Origin of the sequence: Telluria antibiotica (assembly GCF_011682055.1) — a bacterium.
GTDB lineage: Bacteria > Pseudomonadota > Gammaproteobacteria > Burkholderiales > Burkholderiaceae_D > Telluria > Telluria antibiotica.
The window spans coordinates 155370-171341 of sequence record NZ_JAAQOM010000015.1; the positions used below are offsets into that span (position 1 = coordinate 155370).

At 67.0% G+C, this 15972-nt stretch carries 15 protein-coding genes and 4 tRNA genes; 10 read left to right on the plus strand and 9 right to left on the minus strand.

Annotated features, from left to right (window positions below; translation table 11 throughout):
* Positions 1 to 8: 8 nt before the first annotated feature.
* From icmH to tssJ, 3 genes are read right to left on the minus strand one after another with little or no spacing between them, the layout of a single operon-like run.
* Entirely contained in the window at positions 9 to 770 is a 762-nt protein-coding gene (gene icmH / locus HAV22_RS23230; protein WP_166862235.1) for a type IVB secretion system protein IcmH/DotU, read from the minus strand.
* Positions 767 to 2113: a type VI secretion system baseplate subunit TssK gene (tssK, locus tag HAV22_RS23235; protein ID WP_166862237.1), complete on the minus strand. Its 1347-nt coding sequence runs from the start codon at positions 2111 to 2113 to the stop codon at positions 767 to 769. Before tssK ends, icmH begins: the two co-directional genes overlap by 4 nt.
* Positions 2114 to 2161: 48 nt before the next feature.
* A complete protein-coding gene (tssJ, locus tag HAV22_RS23240) occupies positions 2162 to 2725 on the minus strand; it encodes a type VI secretion system lipoprotein TssJ (RefSeq protein ID WP_229421383.1) in 564 nt (187 codons plus the stop codon).
* 185 nt (positions 2726 to 2910) lie between these two features.
* On the opposite strand from tssJ, the gene HAV22_RS23245 reads away from it, so the two are divergent.
* From HAV22_RS23245 to tssA, 7 genes are all read left to right on the plus strand, one after another.
* Positions 2911 to 3513 (plus strand): tetratricopeptide repeat protein, encoded by a 603-nt coding sequence (locus tag HAV22_RS23245; RefSeq protein ID WP_229421384.1) that lies wholly within the window; start codon positions 2911 to 2913, stop codon positions 3511 to 3513.
* A 45-nt stretch (positions 3514 to 3558) separates the two neighbouring features.
* Positions 3559 to 4077, plus strand: a complete 519-nt coding sequence (gene tssB / locus HAV22_RS23250) for a type VI secretion system contractile sheath small subunit (RefSeq protein ID WP_166862239.1) — start codon at positions 3559 to 3561, stop codon at positions 4075 to 4077.
* Complete coding sequence (gene tssC / locus HAV22_RS23255; protein WP_166862241.1) at positions 4074 to 5564, plus strand: type VI secretion system contractile sheath large subunit; 1491 nt, start codon at positions 4074 to 4076, stop codon at positions 5562 to 5564. Before tssB ends, tssC begins: the two co-directional genes overlap by 4 nt.
* A gap of 29 nt (positions 5565 to 5593) precedes the next feature.
* The gene (locus HAV22_RS23260) at positions 5594 to 6085 is read left to right on the plus strand and encodes an Hcp family type VI secretion system effector (protein ID WP_166862243.1); all 492 of its coding nucleotides are present in this window, start codon (positions 5594 to 5596) and stop codon (positions 6083 to 6085) included.
* Between the two features lie 72 nt (positions 6086 to 6157).
* Positions 6158 to 6634 (plus strand): type VI secretion system baseplate subunit TssE, encoded by a 477-nt coding sequence (gene tssE, locus HAV22_RS23265; protein WP_308789234.1) that lies wholly within the window; start codon positions 6158 to 6160, stop codon positions 6632 to 6634.
* 37 nt (positions 6635 to 6671) lie between these two features.
* Positions 6672 to 9311, plus strand: a complete 2640-nt coding sequence (tssH, locus tag HAV22_RS23270) for a type VI secretion system ATPase TssH (protein WP_166862245.1) — start codon at positions 6672 to 6674, stop codon at positions 9309 to 9311.
* Between the two features lie 10 nt (positions 9312 to 9321).
* On the plus strand, positions 9322 to 10308 hold the full coding sequence (gene tssA / locus HAV22_RS23275) for a type VI secretion system protein TssA (protein WP_166862247.1): 987 nt from the start codon (positions 9322 to 9324) through the stop codon (positions 10306 to 10308).
* A gap of 21 nt (positions 10309 to 10329) precedes the next feature.
* Here tssA and phaP read toward each other — a convergent pair whose 3' ends face one another.
* Entirely contained in the window at positions 10330 to 10896 is a 567-nt protein-coding gene (gene phaP, locus HAV22_RS23280) for a TIGR01841 family phasin (protein WP_166862250.1), read from the minus strand.
* Between the two features lie 67 nt (positions 10897 to 10963).
* Positions 10964 to 11167, minus strand: a complete 204-nt coding sequence (locus HAV22_RS23285; RefSeq protein ID WP_166862252.1) for a hypothetical protein — start codon at positions 11165 to 11167, stop codon at positions 10964 to 10966.
* A gap of 98 nt (positions 11168 to 11265) precedes the next feature.
* On the opposite strand from HAV22_RS23285, the gene cueR reads away from it, so the two are divergent.
* On the plus strand, positions 11266 to 11685 hold the full coding sequence (gene cueR, locus HAV22_RS23290) for a Cu(I)-responsive transcriptional regulator (protein WP_166862254.1): 420 nt from the start codon (positions 11266 to 11268) through the stop codon (positions 11683 to 11685).
* A gap of 40 nt (positions 11686 to 11725) precedes the next feature.
* Complete coding sequence (locus HAV22_RS23295; RefSeq protein WP_166862256.1) at positions 11726 to 12499, plus strand: alpha/beta hydrolase; 774 nt, start codon at positions 11726 to 11728, stop codon at positions 12497 to 12499.
* A gap of 109 nt (positions 12500 to 12608) precedes the next feature.
* Here the strand turns inward: HAV22_RS23295 and HAV22_RS23300 are convergent.
* The 4 genes from HAV22_RS23300 to HAV22_RS23315 form a co-directional block, all read right to left on the minus strand.
* Positions 12609 to 12693: transfer RNA gene (locus HAV22_RS23300), tRNA-Leu, on the minus strand.
* Between the two features lie 32 nt (positions 12694 to 12725).
* A tRNA-Leu gene (locus tag HAV22_RS23305) sits at positions 12726 to 12810 on the minus strand.
* Between the two features lie 65 nt (positions 12811 to 12875).
* A tRNA-Leu gene (locus tag HAV22_RS23310) sits at positions 12876 to 12960 on the minus strand.
* 31 nt (positions 12961 to 12991) lie between these two features.
* Positions 12992 to 13076, minus strand: a tRNA-Leu gene (locus HAV22_RS23315).
* Positions 13077 to 13381: 305 nt separating this feature from the next.
* Between HAV22_RS23315 and rnr the strand changes: the two genes are divergently transcribed.
* Positions 13382 to 15970, plus strand: a complete 2589-nt coding sequence (rnr, locus tag HAV22_RS23320; protein ID WP_166862257.1) for a ribonuclease R — start codon at positions 13382 to 13384, stop codon at positions 15968 to 15970.
* Positions 15971 to 15972: the final 2 nt, after the last annotated feature.

Genomic DNA, 15972 nt, shown 5'->3' on the forward strand with positions numbered 1-15972 from the left:
AGCCTGCGTCAGGGCAGCGTGATCGTCACGTTGGCCGACCGCGGCGGCAGCTTGATGAGATCGTTGTAGCTGGCCAGCGCCCGGTCGGTCTCGCTGCCGAGCGCATTGCGATACCCCAGGTACGCGCCCAGGCCGGCGAGTGCGAACACGCCGCACAACACCCACTGCGACGTGTCGCTGCGCAGCTTGTGGACGATCTGGTCGGGACGGTCCGCATGCGGCGCGAAAGCGCGGCTCTTGCCGCGCATGCGGGCGATTTCGTCGCCCAGGCGCGCCGTCAGGTAATTCAGTTTATCCGGCCCGTCCAACGCGAAGCGGCCGCGGAAGCCGAGCAGCAGGCACAAATGGTAGACCTCGAGCGCCTGCAGGTGGACGCTGCCCTTGGCGCGCAAGTCGTCGAGGCGCTGGAAGAAATGTTCGCCGGCCAGCTGGTCACCGAACAGGCGTAGTTGCAGGGGACGGGTCTCCCACGCTTCGCGGATCGCGTAATCCGCGCCGAGGATGATTTCGTCGACGGCCGCGCAGAACGCGTACTTGGCGGCCGTCACGTCGTCGGCCCCGATGCCGAGCGCCTTGGCGCTGCGGTCGACGTCGCCTAGGAAGGACGTCATGCGGTCGGCGAACCCGTCCTGGTCGTGCGGACCGCAGCCGCGCTTGAGCAGGAACAGCGCATAGAAGCCCTCGTACATCAGATCGACGAGGGAGCCGGGGGCGGTGCCGGCGGCGCCGCGCTGGGAGGGCGCGGCGCGCCGTTCGACGGGATGATTCATGCTGCGATCGCAATCAATTCGAGGGTGAGGTCACGGATGCCGTTCGGGACGTAGATCGAGATGGCCTGCGCCTTGAGCATGCTGTCGTACAGGACCCCGCGGTTCTCGAGCACGAAATAGACCATGTCGGGCCGCACGGGCAGCGCGCTCGGCACCTTGGGCGCGTGCACGAGCTTGACGCCGGGCATTGCCGTCAGCACCAGCTTGTCGACGTCTTCGGGACCGCCGATCTTGAAGCGCAGCGGGACGATGTCGACGAGTTGCAACGCGGGCAGGTCGGCCGCGACGCCCAGGTACAGCGTCGTCTGGGGCGTGATCTTGCCGGAGTCGAGCGCGCCGAGATGGTAGGACGGGCGGTCGTTCGACAGCGCGATCGCGAAATAGCGGGACGAGATCACGGTGTCGAGCAGGTCGCGCAGGATGCCGTCCAGGCGGGCGAAGGCCGGGCCGGGATCCTGATGCGCATACGCGGGCAGGTCTTCCAGCCTCGCCGTGCGCGAAAACGTCATCAGGCCGCCGGCCAGGGCCAGCAAGTCCTGGAACAGGCGTTCCGGGTGCAACTCGCGGTGGGCCAGGTAATGGGTCAGCGCGGCATAGCCCGTGCTGACCGTGTGCAGCAGCCAGAACGAGGCGACGTCACCGCCGCGCAGTTCGACGACGTGCCGCCCCGGTTCGCGGTAATGGCCGTACAGGGCGTTCACCTTCGCCAGCAGTTTTTCCATCAGGCGCACGAGGCGCCCGTGCAGGCCCGGCGCGCCCGCGAGCGACAGGCTGGGCGGCGTGAACGCCTGGTCCGCTTCGAAGCCGCCCGTCGCCACGCGCTGCAGACGCACGAGAGGAAAGCTGTCGTAGGCGTCGAGCGATTCGAGTTCGGAGATTAGGCGCACGGTGCGCGTCAGGAAGGCGACAGGGGCCGGCGCGGCCTGGCTGAACAGGTCCTGCGTGTCGTGCTCGCGCTGGCCGAAGCGGGCATCCGGACGCGTTTCGCCGTGCGGCGCGCAATTGTCGCCGTGCGGTTTCAGGACGGGCAGCGCGGCATGGAAGCGGATCGCCTGCACGTCGGGCGGCAGCTCGTCCAGGCGCACCTGCGGCGGCAGCGGATCGCGGTCCGGGGCGCGTACGAGCTCGCCGTCCGGGAAGATCAGCGACAACTCCGTCACGCGCAGCGTGTCGGCCTTCAGCGCATCCGTATCGATGGCGAGCCGGCGCACGCCCCAGCAATAGGGATGGAGCGCGTTGGCCGTCTCGTTCAGGCGCGCCTCGTGATAGCGGTCCTGTTGCTGGAAGTGCTGGGGACGCAGGAACAACCCTTCACCCCACAAGACTTTCGATGGCGTAGTCATGAGCCTCCCGATTCATAAACTTCTAGCTTGCTGGAAACGCAGCGGCGTTCATTGACAGTGGACAAGAGACCCCGCCGGCGCGGCGCCCGTGCCGACCGTCAGCGCGCAAGCGTGCAGGCCGACCGTCACGCCAGCCCGCTCGGCGTCTGCGGCCGCAAATGCGACGCGCCAGCCCTGCGCGGCCGGCGCGTGGAACAGGGCGACGACGCCGAGCCACGGCGTGTCGAGCGAGACCTTGTCGTTGATATCGAGTTTCTGGCCAGGCACGAGGCTGATTTCCCTGACGTCGACGAGGTCGGTGCCGAGGGCGTCGCGCTCCGCCTGCGGCGACAGGAACGCGGCATACGGCGCCTGGTCGAACGCGGCGCGCTGGCGCAGCTTGTAGATGCGCACCAGCAGCGCGAGCGGCTGCCCCCGTGCGTCGACGTTCAGCCGCGGCGCGGCGTGCAGGTGTACGACGACGTTGCGCGGCGGCTGCTGCGCTTCCGGCAGGGGCGGCGGCTTGCGCAACCCGATGGCTTCCAATGCGCTGCCGCCCAATGTGCCGGCCCCGCCCGCACAGCCGCCCAGCAGCGAGGCCAGGCAGCACAACCCCATCCATGATCGCATCATCGGCGTTCCTTGCGTTCAATAAAGAGACAGGAAGATTTAACGGGATTGCACGCCGGGCGCGCTGACCGGGCGCAACGGCCTTTTCGACGAGGCGCAATCGACGGGTCAAGGAGCGTTGATAACACGCAATTCTTCCCGGAAATCGATCACCAATAATGGCGTCTGATTTCAACCGGGAGAGCCTCATGACATTCGAACGCCTGATGCCGCTTGCCGCGGTGCCCATCACATGTATCGCGTTGCTGTCGGCCTGTGCCAGCACGGAGCCGGTCGCCGCCCACGGGGCCCGGCCGGCGTCGACGATGCCAGCCGCGATGGCGGAAGCGGACGCCGCGGTGCTGGCGGGCCAGAACGAGAAGGCCTACGCGATCCTGAAGAAGGCCGGCAGCACCTTCCCGACCGACAAGACCCCGTGGGTGCGCATGGCCCAGATGCGCTTCGACAGCACGAATTACGGCGAGGCGATCGTCGACGCGTTGGAAGCGTTGCAGCGCGACCCGGACGATACGCTCGCCAACAGCATCGTCGCCGTGAGCGGCCTGCGCGTGACGAGCAAGGCGCTGGCCGACCTGAGCCGCAAGAACAACTTGACCGGCAACGTGCGGACCGAAGCGCAGGACCTGGCCCGGCTCCTGCGCACGAGCCTGAACGAAGACGTGCTGGTGCCGAGCAATCATCCCGCCGTCGCGCGCGCGCGGGAAGCGGCGAAGCACGCCGCCGGCACCGCGCCGGCAGCATCGACAGCGCGTTCGACGGCATCGAACGATCCGTTCGGCGCGCTCAGGTAACCCGCCAACAAGCCCAACAAGCCCAACAAGCCCACAGGAGTCGACATGGCCAAGAATGAAAGCGTGCAGAAACGCCTGCAGAAAGTGCGCGCCCCGCGCGTGCAGATGACGTACGACGTCGAGATCGGCGACGCGATCGAGAACAAGGAATTGCCGTTCGTCGTCGGGGTGCTCGGCGACTTCGGCACCGATCCGGACGCAGCGAAGAAACGCCTGAAGGACCGCAAGTTCGTCAACGTGGACGCGGACAATTTCGACGAGGTGCTGGGCGGCGTCGCGCCGGCGACGAGCTTCCGCGTACCGAATCACCTGTCGGCGGAAGGGGGAGAGTTCGCGGTGCAGCTGCAGTTCCGGCAGATGGACGACTTTCGTCCGGAAGCCGTCGTGCAGCAGGTGGCGCCGCTGAAAGGCTTGCTGGATGCGCGCGCCAAGCTGGCCGACCTGCGCAACAAGCTCGCCGGCAACGACAAGCTGGAAGACTTGCTGAACGACGTGCTGACCAACACGGAAAAACTGGACAGCCTGCGCAAGGTCGGCGCCAAGCCGGGCAAGGAGGAAGCATGAGCGCGATCCTCGAGACGGCAACCGCGGCCGCGCATGCGGACCGCCCGGACATCTCCCTGCTCGACCAGATCGTCGAACAGAGCCGAGTGGCGACGTCGAGCAGCGAACACGAACGGGCGCGCGACATCATCTCCGAACTCGTGAGCCAGGTGATGGAAGGCACGATGGTCGTGTCGACGAATCTGTCGGCCACGATCGACGCGCGCCTGGCGGAGCTGGACCGGATGATCTCGGCGCAGCTGTCCGCGATCATGCACGCCCCCGAATTCCAGAAGCTGGAACGTAGCTGGACCGGTCTGCACTACCTCGTCAAGAACACGGCGACGAGCAGCGGCCTGCAGGTACGCATGCTCAATGCGAGCAAGCGCGACCTGGTGAAGGACTTCCAGTCGGCGCTGGAATTCGACCAGAGCGCCTTGTTCAAGAAGGTCTACGAAGAGGAATTCGGCAGCTTCGGCGGCGCGCCGTACGGCACGCTGATCGGCGATTTCGAGATCACGCGACAGCCGGAGGACATCTATTTTCTCGAGCAGATGTCGCACGTCGCGGCGGCCAGCCACGCGCCGTTCATCACGTCGGCGGGGCCCGAGCTGTTCGGCATCGAAAGCTTCGGCGACCTGGGCAAGCCGCGCGACCTGGCGAAAGTGTTCGACACGGTCGAATACGCGAAGTGGAAGGCGTTCCGCGAATCGGAGGATTCCCGCTACGTGGGCCTTACGTTGCCGCGCTTCCTGGGCCGCCTGCCGTACAACCCGGCCGATGGCACGGCGACGGAAGGTTTCAATTACGTTGAGGACGTCGACGGCACCGACCACCAGAAATACCTGTGGTGTAACGCGGCGTATGCGTTCGCGACCAAGCTGACGAAGGCGTTCGAGGACTACGGCTGGTGCGCGGCGATCCGCGGCGTCGAAGGCGGGGGCCTCGTCGAGAACCTGCCCACGCATACGTTCAAGACGGACGAGGGCGAGATCGCGCTGAAATGCCCGACGGAGCTCGCGATCACGGATCGCCGCGAGAAGGAGCTGTCGGACCTGGGTTTCATCTCGCTCGTACACTGCAAGAACACGTCGTACGCCGCGTTCTTCGGCGCGCAGTCGGCGCAGAAGGCGCGCAAGTACGCGAACGACGCGGCCAATGCGAACGCGCTGCTGTCGTCGCAGCTGCAGTACATCTTTGCCGTGTCGCGCATCGCGCACTACATGAAGGCCATGATGCGCGACAAGATCGGCAGCTTCGCGGCCGCCTCGAACGTCGAGGATTACCTGAACCGCTGGCTGACGCAATACGTCCTTCTCGACGACAACGCGAGCCAGGACCAGAAGGCGCAATTCCCCTTGCGCGAAGCGAGCGTGCAGGTGGCCGAGGTGCCGGGCCGGCCCGGCGTCTACCGGGCCGTGTCGTTCCTGCGTCCCCATTTCCAGCTCGACGAATTGTCCGTTTCGCTCCGATTGGTCGCGGAGCTGCCGCAGTCGACCAAGAACTGAATCCTTCCACCACTGAACTGGAGTAGAACATGGCAATTGACGTGTACCTGCAAATCGACGGCATCAAGGGCGAGTCGGCCGACGACAAGCACAAGGACTGGATCGAATGCAAATCGGTCAACTGGGGCGTGATCCAGCCGAAGTCCGCGACGGCGTCGACGGGCGGCGGCCACACGGCCGAGCGCTGCGAGCACGACGAGATCGAGATCGCCAAGCTGGCCGACCTCTCGTCGCCGCTGCTGCTGCAGACCTGCTCGTCGGGAAAGACGATCCCGAAGGCGAAGTTCGAGTTCATGCGCGCCGACGGGCAGGGCGAACGCGTCAAGTATTTCGAGATCGAGATCGAGAACGTCCTGATCGGCTCCGTCAAGCCGCAGGTCGCGGAGGGCGACTTCCTGCACGAGACGGTCGGGCTGAAATTCTCGAAAGTCAAATGGCGCTACACCCAGCAGAAGATCGGCGGCGGTGCCGGCGGCAATACGTCGGGCGGCTGGGACCTCGCCACGAACCGGGTCGCCTGACGCGCTTGTTATTCACTTCCCCCCCCGCGATTTCCGCGGCCTCCGGGCCGCGGTCTTTTTTACCGACGCCGCATGCCACCGATGAAAGCCTATTCGCCCGGCCTGCTCGACCGCCTGATGGGGCAGCAAGTCCACCCCGGCCGCGCGGGCATCGACCAGCTCAAGGACAACGTCGCGCGCGACCTGGAAGCCTTGCTGAACGCCCGTGCCGCCATGCCGCCGGCGTCGTTCGACGGGTATCCGCTGGCGCGTGCCTCCATCCTGAACTACGGCCTGACCGACTTCGCCGCGTTCTGCCTGTCCAGCAGCGAGGACCGGAGCGCGATCTGCGCCTGCCTGAAGGATGCAATCGAGCGCCATGAACCGCGGCTGCAGAACGTCAGTGCGGCGCTGGTGGCCGAGGAGGGCGGCGTGAACCGCCTTCACTTCGTGATCGATGCGACGCTCGTTGCCGGCCCGGGGCGCGAACCGGTCAACTTCAACGCCGTGCTGCAGCCGTCTTCGCTGAACTACGCGATCAGCAAGGCCGGCCGCCCCGCGCGTCCGTAACGCGGCGCGGCCGCCATTCCACCAAAGGACACCGACGATGGACATCAACCTGAAGACCCTGATCGCCAAGCTGAACGACGTCACGCGCTCGGCCGCCACGCGCGCGGCCGGCATCTGCGTCGGGCTCGGCCAGTATGAAGTCGACATCGAGCACCTGTTCCTCGCGCTGCTGGAGCAGCCCGCGAGCGATCTCGTGGTGGCGGCACGCGCGGCCGGCGTCAGCACGACGGGCCTCGAAGCCGATCTGCGCCGCGAAGTGGAGCGCCTGCCGTCCGGCAGCGCGCGCACGCCCGTGTTCTCGCGCCATCTGCCGGTGCTGTTCGAGCATGCGTGGCTGATCGCGTCGCTGGGTGCATCGACGCAACCGCAGCACATCCGCAGCGGCCACTTGCTGCTCGCGCTGCTGACGGAGCCCGGTTTCGCGCAGCTGGCCCAGCGCGCGTCGCGCCATTTCGCGGGCTTCCCCGTCGACCGCCTGAAGCACGAATTCGACAAGCTGACGGAGGGTTCCGGCGAAACGCCCGCACTGGCGCCCGCGGCGCAGGTCGCGGGCGCCGATCCCGTCACGGAATTGCAGGCGGCCGCACCCGGCAAGACGCCCGCGCTCGACCAGTACACGACCTGCCTCACGGCGCGCGCGCGCGAGGGCAAGCTCGATCCCGTGATCGGGCGCGATGCCGAGATCCGGCAGGTGGTCGACATACTCATGCGCCGCCGCCAGAACAACCCGATCCTGACGGGCGAGGCGGGCGTCGGCAAGACGGCCGTCGTCGAAGGCCTTGCGCTGCGCATCGCGCAAGGCGACGTCCCGGACGTGTTGCGCGGTGTGGAGATCCACGTGCTCGACCTGGGCCTGCTTCAGGCCGGCGCCAGCGTCAAGGGCGAGTTCGAGAACCGCCTGAAGAACGTGATCGACGAAGTGAAGAAAAGCCTGCACGCGATCATCCTGTTCATCGACGAGGCGCACACGATGATCGGCGCCGGCGGCACCGCGGGCCAGAACGATGCCGCCAACCTGCTGAAGCCCGCGCTGGCGCGGGGCGAGCTGCGCACGGTGGCCGCGACCACGTGGAGCGAATACAAGAAATACTTCGAGAAGGATGCGGCGCTGGCGCGGCGCTTCCAGGTGGTGAAGGTCGAGGAACCAAGCGAAGAGACGGCGTGCGCCATGCTGCGCGCGATGGCGCCGCTGATGGAAGCGCATTTCGGCGTGCGCATCTACGACGAGGCGATCGTGGAAGCGGTGCGCCTGTCGCACCGCTACATCAGCGGGCGCCAGCTGCCGGACAAGGCCGTCAGTGTGCTCGATACGGCGTGCGCGAAGGTGGCGCTGGGCCAGAAGGCGACGCCCGCCGTGCTGGAGGATTGCACGCGCCGCGTGGAACGGCTCGATGCGCGCATCCAGGCGCTCGTGCGCGAGGAAAGCGCGGGCGCCGATCACGCGGCCGCGCTGGTGGGGCTGCGCGCGGAACGGGCGCAGGCGCTGGACGAACAGGTGACCTTGCGCGCGCGCTGGGACGCCGAGCAGGCCTTGTGTGCCGAGATCCACGCGTTGCGCGCGCGCCTGGAAGCGGGGCAGGGCGACAGCCCGGCGTTGCGCGAGAAGGTGGCCCGGCTGCACGCGCTGCAGGGCGACGCGCCGCTCGTGCCCGTGCAGGTCGATGGCCAGACGGTGGCCGCCATCGTCGCCGCGTGGACGGGCATTCCGCTCGGGCGCATGGTGAAGGACGAGATCCGCACCGTGATGAATTTGCAGGGCTTGCTGGACGAGCGGATCCTGGGCCAGCGCCACGCCAGCGGCATCGTCGCGCAGCGCGTGCGTACGGCGCGCGCGAACCTCGAGGATCCGAACAAGCCGAAGGGCGTGTTCCTGTTCGTCGGCACGTCCGGCGTCGGCAAGACGGAGACCGCGCTCGCGCTCGCGGACCTGCTGTACGGCGGCGAACGGAAACTCGTCACCATCAACATGAGCGAGTACCAGGAAGCGCACAGCGTCTCCGGCCTGAAAGGCTCGCCGCCGGGCTATGTCGGCTATGGCGAAGGCGGCGTTCTGACGGAAGCCGTGCGGCGCAATCCGTACAGCGTCGTGCTGCTGGACGAGGTCGAGAAGGCGCATGCGGACGTGCTCGAACTGTTCTTCCAGGTGTTCGACAAGGGCGTGCTGGACGACGCGGAAGGGCGCCAGATCGACTTCCGCAACACGATCATCATCCTCACGTCGAACGCGGCGTCGAGCCAGATCATGCAGGCCTGCCTGAACAAGGCGCCGGAGGAGCGGCCGACGCCGGACGCGTTGGCGGAACTGATCCGGCCCAGCCTCATGAAGCATTTCAAGCCCGCGTTCCTGGGCCGGCTGACGGTGGTGCCGTTCTATCCGATCGACGATGGCGTCCTCGCCAACATCATCCGCCTCAAGCTGGACCGCATCCGCCGGCGCGTCGCCGCAAACCACCAGGCCCGCTTCGACTACGACGACGCGCTCGTCGCTGCCGTGCTGGCGCGCTGTACGGAGGTCGACTCCGGCGCACGCAACGTCGACACGATCCTGAACGGCACCTTGCTGCCCGAGATCGCGGACGCGGTGCTCGCCCGCATGGCGGAAGGTAGCGCGATCGGGCGGGTAAAGGTCGGCGCGACGAAGGCCGGCAAGATCAAGTATGCCGTCGAACCAGCGTGAGGAGGCCGCCATGCTGAACCTGGACCGGCTGCTCGCGCCCGTCAGCGCGGACAAACCCTGCGGCGACGACCTCGCGTTTTCCAGCGAGATCGATGCCATCGTGCGTGCGCGCCAGGCCGACGATCCGTCGCTGGAGCAGGGCGCCTGGGTCACGGACTTGAAGGAGGCGGACTGGAAGTTCGTCGCGCGCCAGTGCGCCCAGCTGATCGAGACGCGCAGCAAGGATTTGCAGCTGGCCGTCTGGCTGGCCGAGGCGGCCGCGCGGACGGAGGGCCTGCGCGCGCTGGGTGACAGCCTGCTGCTCGTCGCGATGCTGTGCGAACGCTACTGGGACGGCCTGTATCCGCTGCCCGACGAGGATGGCGTCGAGCGCCGGATCGGCAACCTTGCGTGGCTCGCGGCCCGCATCGCGCCGTGGCTGCGCGACGTGCCGCTGACGGAAGGACCGCACGGCCACGCGCTGCGCGAGTTCGACGTCGCGCGCATGGAGGGCGGCGATGCGCTGTTGAAGCTCGAAGCGGTGCGCCAGCGCACGTCGCCGGCGTTTGCCGCCAACCTGATGCGCGATTGCGAGCATTGCGCGGCCGCGATCGACCGGCTGGAAAACAGCGTCGACGCCGTGCTGGGCGCGGACGGACCGAGTTTCAGCGCTGCGCGCTCGGGGCTGGAAAGCCTCGTCCTGTTCGTCAAACCGGCATTGAAGGACGCAGCGCCCGTACCGGTGCCGGTTGCAGCCGACGTCGTGGTCGCGATGCCGGTGCACTCGCCGGTGCCGGCGGGACAGCTGCAGTCGCGCGCGCAGGCGCTGGCCCAGCTGCGCGCGGTGGCCGAGTACTTTCGGCGCACGGAGCCGCACAGCCCCGTCGCCTACCTGGCCGACAAGGCCGCGCACTGGGGCGAGCAGCCGCTGCACGTGTGGCTGCGCGCGGTCGTGAAGGACGATGCGGCGTTCGCCCAGATCGAAGAGATGCTGGGCGTGGGCGCGCGCCCGTCCTGAGCGCGGAAGCTGGTGCGGAACTTAGTGCGCGGCCGGCGGTTTCGGCATTTGCGACTGGGCGGCCTTCAGCTGCTCGGTCGCGCGCGCCACCTGTTCCTCGACGCGGCGCATGGCGTCGCGCGTGGACTGCGTCACCTGCTCGTAGCCCTTGAACGCGTTCTCGATCGCCGCCTTGATGATCTCCACGGCGTTTTCCTGGCCCGGCTTCACGTTCTGCGTGACGTCGTAGATCAGCGCCGACAAGGTGTTTTTCGCTTCGGCGAGGTGGGTATCGGCAGCCTGCTCGAATTCCTTCTTGATGTCGCTGATGACCACCTTGAGCTGGTCGCCGTAGGCCGCGGCTTCCGCCACGCCCGGCTGCACGCGCGAGGAGAGGGCGTCGATGGCGGCCTTCGGATCCGGCGCCTGGCTGAACTGGCGGCTGGCCTCCAGCGTGTTTTCCATCGATTGCTTGGCGGTCGCCAGGTTCAGCGCCACGACTTGTTCGACGCCCTGTACGGCCTTGCTGGCCAGGGCATTGAAGGTCTGCATCTGCAGGTCGAACAGCGTCTTGGTGGCGGATGCGAATTGCTCGGGATTGTTGAACATCGATTTCTCCTCGGTTAGGAAACTACGGCGGCGACCTGGGGTGACTCCTTCATGTTCCGGATGTTAATTATTTAGCAGGCAACGGTTTTTCGCAACGGGCGTCACGATAGGGCCCGTCCGCGCGCGCCCAGCCGGCGCCCAGCGGCGTCTGCGAGCAGGCGAGGGCACCCGTGCTCTTGCTGCGCCAGTGATACCAGGGCGCGGGCTCGGCGTGCAGCGCGACGGGGCCGATCAGGGCGATGACCAATGCGGTCAGAATAAACTTCGTCATGGTGCGTCGAGCTTAACCGCTTCGTGCCCCAAGTCAAGCGGGCTTGAGCTTCCCATCGTGGGAAGGTGTATGCTGGCCGCATCGACGAGGACCACACCATGGATGCGACGGCACGGGAAACCCCTAGTTTTAACATCGGCGAAGCGGCGCGGGCATCCGGCGTAACGGCCAAGATGGTGCGTCACTACGAATCGATTGGCCTGCTGCCGCCGGCGCGCCGCACGGAGGCGGGGTATCGGCAGTACGGCATGGACGACGTGCGCATCCTGCAATTCATCCATCGGGGCCGCGCGCTGGGCTTTTCGCTGGACCAGATCGCCGGCCTGCTGGCCCTGTGGCGCGACAAGCGGCGCGCGAGCGCCGACGTGCGCCGCCTGGCGCTCGGACACATCGACGAACTGGACCGCAAGATCGCCGAGCTGGAAGCGATGAAACGCACGCTCGCGGCACTGGCCAGCTCGTGCCATGGCGACGCGCGCTCCGACTGCCCCATCCTGGACGACCTCGCCGCGCATTGAGTTGCTGGACCGCATGTCGGCGTTGCGGTGTAATGGCGCCATGTCTTTCCGTCCATCACTGTCCATGTGCCTGATCGCGCTCGCCATCATCGTGGTGGCGGCCGCCGTGGTCGTCTGGATGATCGGCTCGAGGCTGATCGCCGTCGCGCCGCACGCCGTGCCGCTGCCGGGGCTAGTCGCGGAAGACGTGCTGCTGCAGGCCGTCCCGAACCAGCGCGTGGCCGGCTCGTTCCTGCCCGGACGCGGCAACGGGGCCGTATTGCTGCTGCATGGGATCCACGGCGACCGCCGCGACATGGCCGCGCGCGCCCGCTTCCTGCATGCGCAAGGCTATGCCGTGCTGCTGATCGACTTGCCGGGCCAGGGCGCCAGCACGGCGTCCGCCGTCACGTTCGGCCTGCGCGAGGCGATTGGCGTGCGCGCGGCGCTCCAGGAATTGCGGCGCCGCGCGCCGGCCCGGCGCATCGGGGTGATCGGCGTGTCGCTGGGGGCCGCATCGCTCGTGCTGTGCCGCGATTGTCCGCCGGTGGATGCCGTCGTGCTGGAATCGATGTATCCGACGATCGAGGACGCCGTCGCGAACCGGCTGCGCATGCGGCTGGGGCCCGTGGGCGGGCCATTGTCCGCGCTGCTGCTGTGGCAGCTCCCGCTGCGCCTGGGCATCCGGCCGGATGCGCTGCACCCGATCGCGCACATCGCGGACCTGAAGGCACCCGTCCTGGTCGCGGCCGGCGCCGCCGACCTGCACACGACGCTGTCCGAGACGCAGCGCCTGTATGCCGCAGCCGCGGCGCCTTCCTTGCGCAGCACCTGAGTCCCGCGCCGGTCGCACGGGTGCGCTGAAACGCAAAACGCCGCAATCCTTGAGCAAGGATTGCGGCGTTTTGCGCCAGTATTCTGGAGGTCTAACGACCGGTAGCTTTTGGTGCCCACGGAGGGACTCGAACCCCCACACCTCGCGGCACATGGACCTGAACCATGCGCGTCTACCAATTCCGCCACGTGGGCAAATCAAAACTTCAGTACAACAGGGTAGCATTTGGTGCCCACGGAGGGACTCGAACCCCCACACCTCGCGGCACATGGACCTGAACCATGCGCGTCTACCAATTCCGCCACGTGGGCATACAACTTCGATACTGCTACCACTACGCTTACTTCCGCGTGGGCTCAGGGAGCCCACCCTACTATGGTGCCCACGGAGGGACTCGAACCCCCACACCTCGCGGCACATGGACCTGAACCATGCGCGTCTACCAATTCCGCCACGTGGGCATGCAAAACTACCTGTACAATGCTCGCCAGCTGGTGCCCACGGAGGGACTCGAACCCCCACACCTCGCGGCACATGGACCTGAACCATGCGCGTCTACCAATTCCGCCACGTGGGCATTGGACCGCTTTGCTTGCATTGCTCGACGTTACCGCCGAATTCCGCTACGATATCAGGCTTTGCCGTTTTGCGCTAGACCAACTTTCGTTCGTCCCGGCGCGCATCGCCTGCGCAGCGCCTTCGTTTTTGGCTGTGCCGTTTCCGAAGAGACCGAGAGTATAGCGGATGGCCGGCAAATGTCAAAGGCCTCCGGGCGGGACACTCGCGGCACGCTTCGCTGTCGAAGTTAGGCGAATCCCGCCGTCCTCCGTTACACTACGCCTGCCCACGTGTCAATGTAACGAGATCCGCGCCGTCAGACAGATGGATGGCGCCACCACTGAAAAGAAGAATACGAATTTGAAGCACCCAACTCATACCATTCCAAGCCGCGAGGAAATCCTCGGCGTGTTTCGCCAGGCCCGGGGTCCGCTCGACAGCGGCGCCCTGGCCCGAGCCCTGCAAGTCAACCCGGAAGCGGAAGGCGTGCTGACGCGCCGCTTGAATGCGATGGAGCGCGACGGCCAGTTGCGCGCCAACCCGGCGGGCGAATACGCGCTCACGGACCATTCCAGTTTCATCTCGGGCCGCATCAGCGCGCACCGCGACGGCTTCGGCTTCGTGATCCCGGACGAGGGCGGCGAAGACCTGTTCCTGCCCGATAAGGAAATGCAGAAGGTCCTGCACGGGGACCGCGTCCTGGCGCGCGTCGTCGGTACCGACCGCCGCGGCCGCGCCGAAGGCACGATCGTCGAAGTCACGGACCGCGCCAACACCCACGTCATCGGCCGCCTGCTGAACGAGAACGGTGTGTGGGTCGTCGCGCCGGAAGACAAGCGCATCGGCCAGGACATCCTCGTGTCCGGCGCGCCGGGCAAGGCCAAGGCCGGCCAGGTGGTCAGCGTGGAACTCGTCGAACAGCCGTCGCGCTTCCGCCAGCCCACCGGCAAGATCGTCGAAGTGCTGGGCGAACTGGATGACCCGGGCATGGAGATCGAGATCGCCGTGCGCAAGTTCGGCGTGCCGCACATCTTCTCGCCGGCCGCCATCAAGCAGGCGAACAAGCTGCCGAACGAGGTGCGCGACGCCGACCTCGCCGACCGCGTCGACCTGCGCGACGTCCCGCTCGTCACGATCGACGGCGAGGATGCGCGCGACTTCGACGACGCCGTCTACTGCGAACCCGTCAAGATCGGCCGCACGAAGGGCTACCGCCTGCTCGTCGCGATCGCCGACGTCAGCCATTACGTGAAGCCGAACGATGCACTGGACGGCGACGCGATCGAGCGTTCGACGTCCGTGTACTTCCCGCGCCGCGTGATTCCGATGCTGCCGGAGAAGCTGTCCAACGGCCTGTGCTCGCTGAACCCGGCCGTCGACCGCCTCACGCTCGTGTGCGACATGGTCGTGACGACCGACGGCGAAGTGACGGCCTACCAGTTCTACCCGGCCGTGATGCACTCGGCGGCGCGCCTCACGTACAACGAGGTCGCGGCCATCCTCGGCAACACGAGCGGGCCGGAAGCGGGGCGCCGTCCCGGCATCGTGCCACATCTGCTGAACTTGAACGAGGTGTTCCGCTCGCTGCTGAAAGCGCGCCAGGAGCGCGGCGCGATCGATTTCGAGACGACGGAAACGTATATCGTCTGCAATGCGATGGGCAAGATCGAGAAGATCCTGCCGCGCACCCGCAACGACGCGCACCGCCTGATCGAGGAATGCATGCTGGCCGCCAACGTCTGCGCCGCCGACTTCCTGATCCGCCACGACCAGCCGAGCACCTTCCGCATCCACGCGGTGCCGACCGAGGAAAAGCTGAACCAGCTGCGCACCTTCCTCAAGCAGGTAGGCTTGAACCTGGGCGGCGGCACGACGCCGCAGGCGCGCGACTACGCCGAGCTGATGCTGCGCATCAAGGAACGCCCGGACGCCACCTTGCTGCAGACGATGCTGCTGCGCTCCATGCAGCAGGCCGTCTACAGCCCGGACAACGTCGGCCACTTCGGCCTCGCGTACGAAGCCTATGCGCACTTCACGAGCCCGATCCGCCGCTATCCCGACCTGCTGACGCACCGCGCCATCAAGGCCGTGTTGAAGGGCAAGAAGTACGAACCGACGGGCATCGACCTCTCCAGGCTCAACACGACCGTGTCGAACGCCGTGCGCAAGCAGGCCGCGAAAGACAAGGCGGAAGGCAAGCAGAAGAACCCGAAGGACTTGACGATCTGGGACGCGCTCGGCGTCCACTGCTCGGCCAACGAGCGCCGCGCCGACGAGGCGTCGCGCGACGTCGAGAACTGGCTCAAGTGCTACTACATGAAGGATCGCCTGGGCGACGAATTCACGGGTGTGATCTCGGGCGTGACGCCGTTCGGCATCTTCGTTCAGCTCGACCAGTTGTTCGTCGAGGGCCTCGTGCACGTCACGGGCCTCGGCACCGATTACTTCCAGTACGACGAGGCCCGCCATGAGCTGCGCGGCGAGCGCACGGGCCAGGTGTACCAGCTGACGGGCCGCGTCACGGTGCAGGTGGCCCGCGTCGACCTGGAGTCGCGCAAGATCGACCTCGTGCTCGCGCAACCGAAGGCGGAAGCGAGCGTGCCCGCGCCGCTGGAACGCGCCCGCGCCGCCGCGCTGGACGCGCGGGAATCGAAGCCGCCGCGCCGCCGCAAAGCCAGGAACGGCGGTGTGCCCGTGTCGCAGCAGGAAGCGCACGTGACGCCGGCCGAACCGGCCGCCGCGCTCAGCGCCACCGACGAGAGCGACGACGACGTCGTGTTCGTGCCGCCCACGCGCGGCCGCCGCGGCGGCCGCAACACCGCATCCGCAGCAAACCCGACCGCGGCCAAAAAGACCGCGGCGAAGACAAGCGCTTCCACCAAGAGCGCGTCCAAAACAAGGAAGAAGAAGTAACG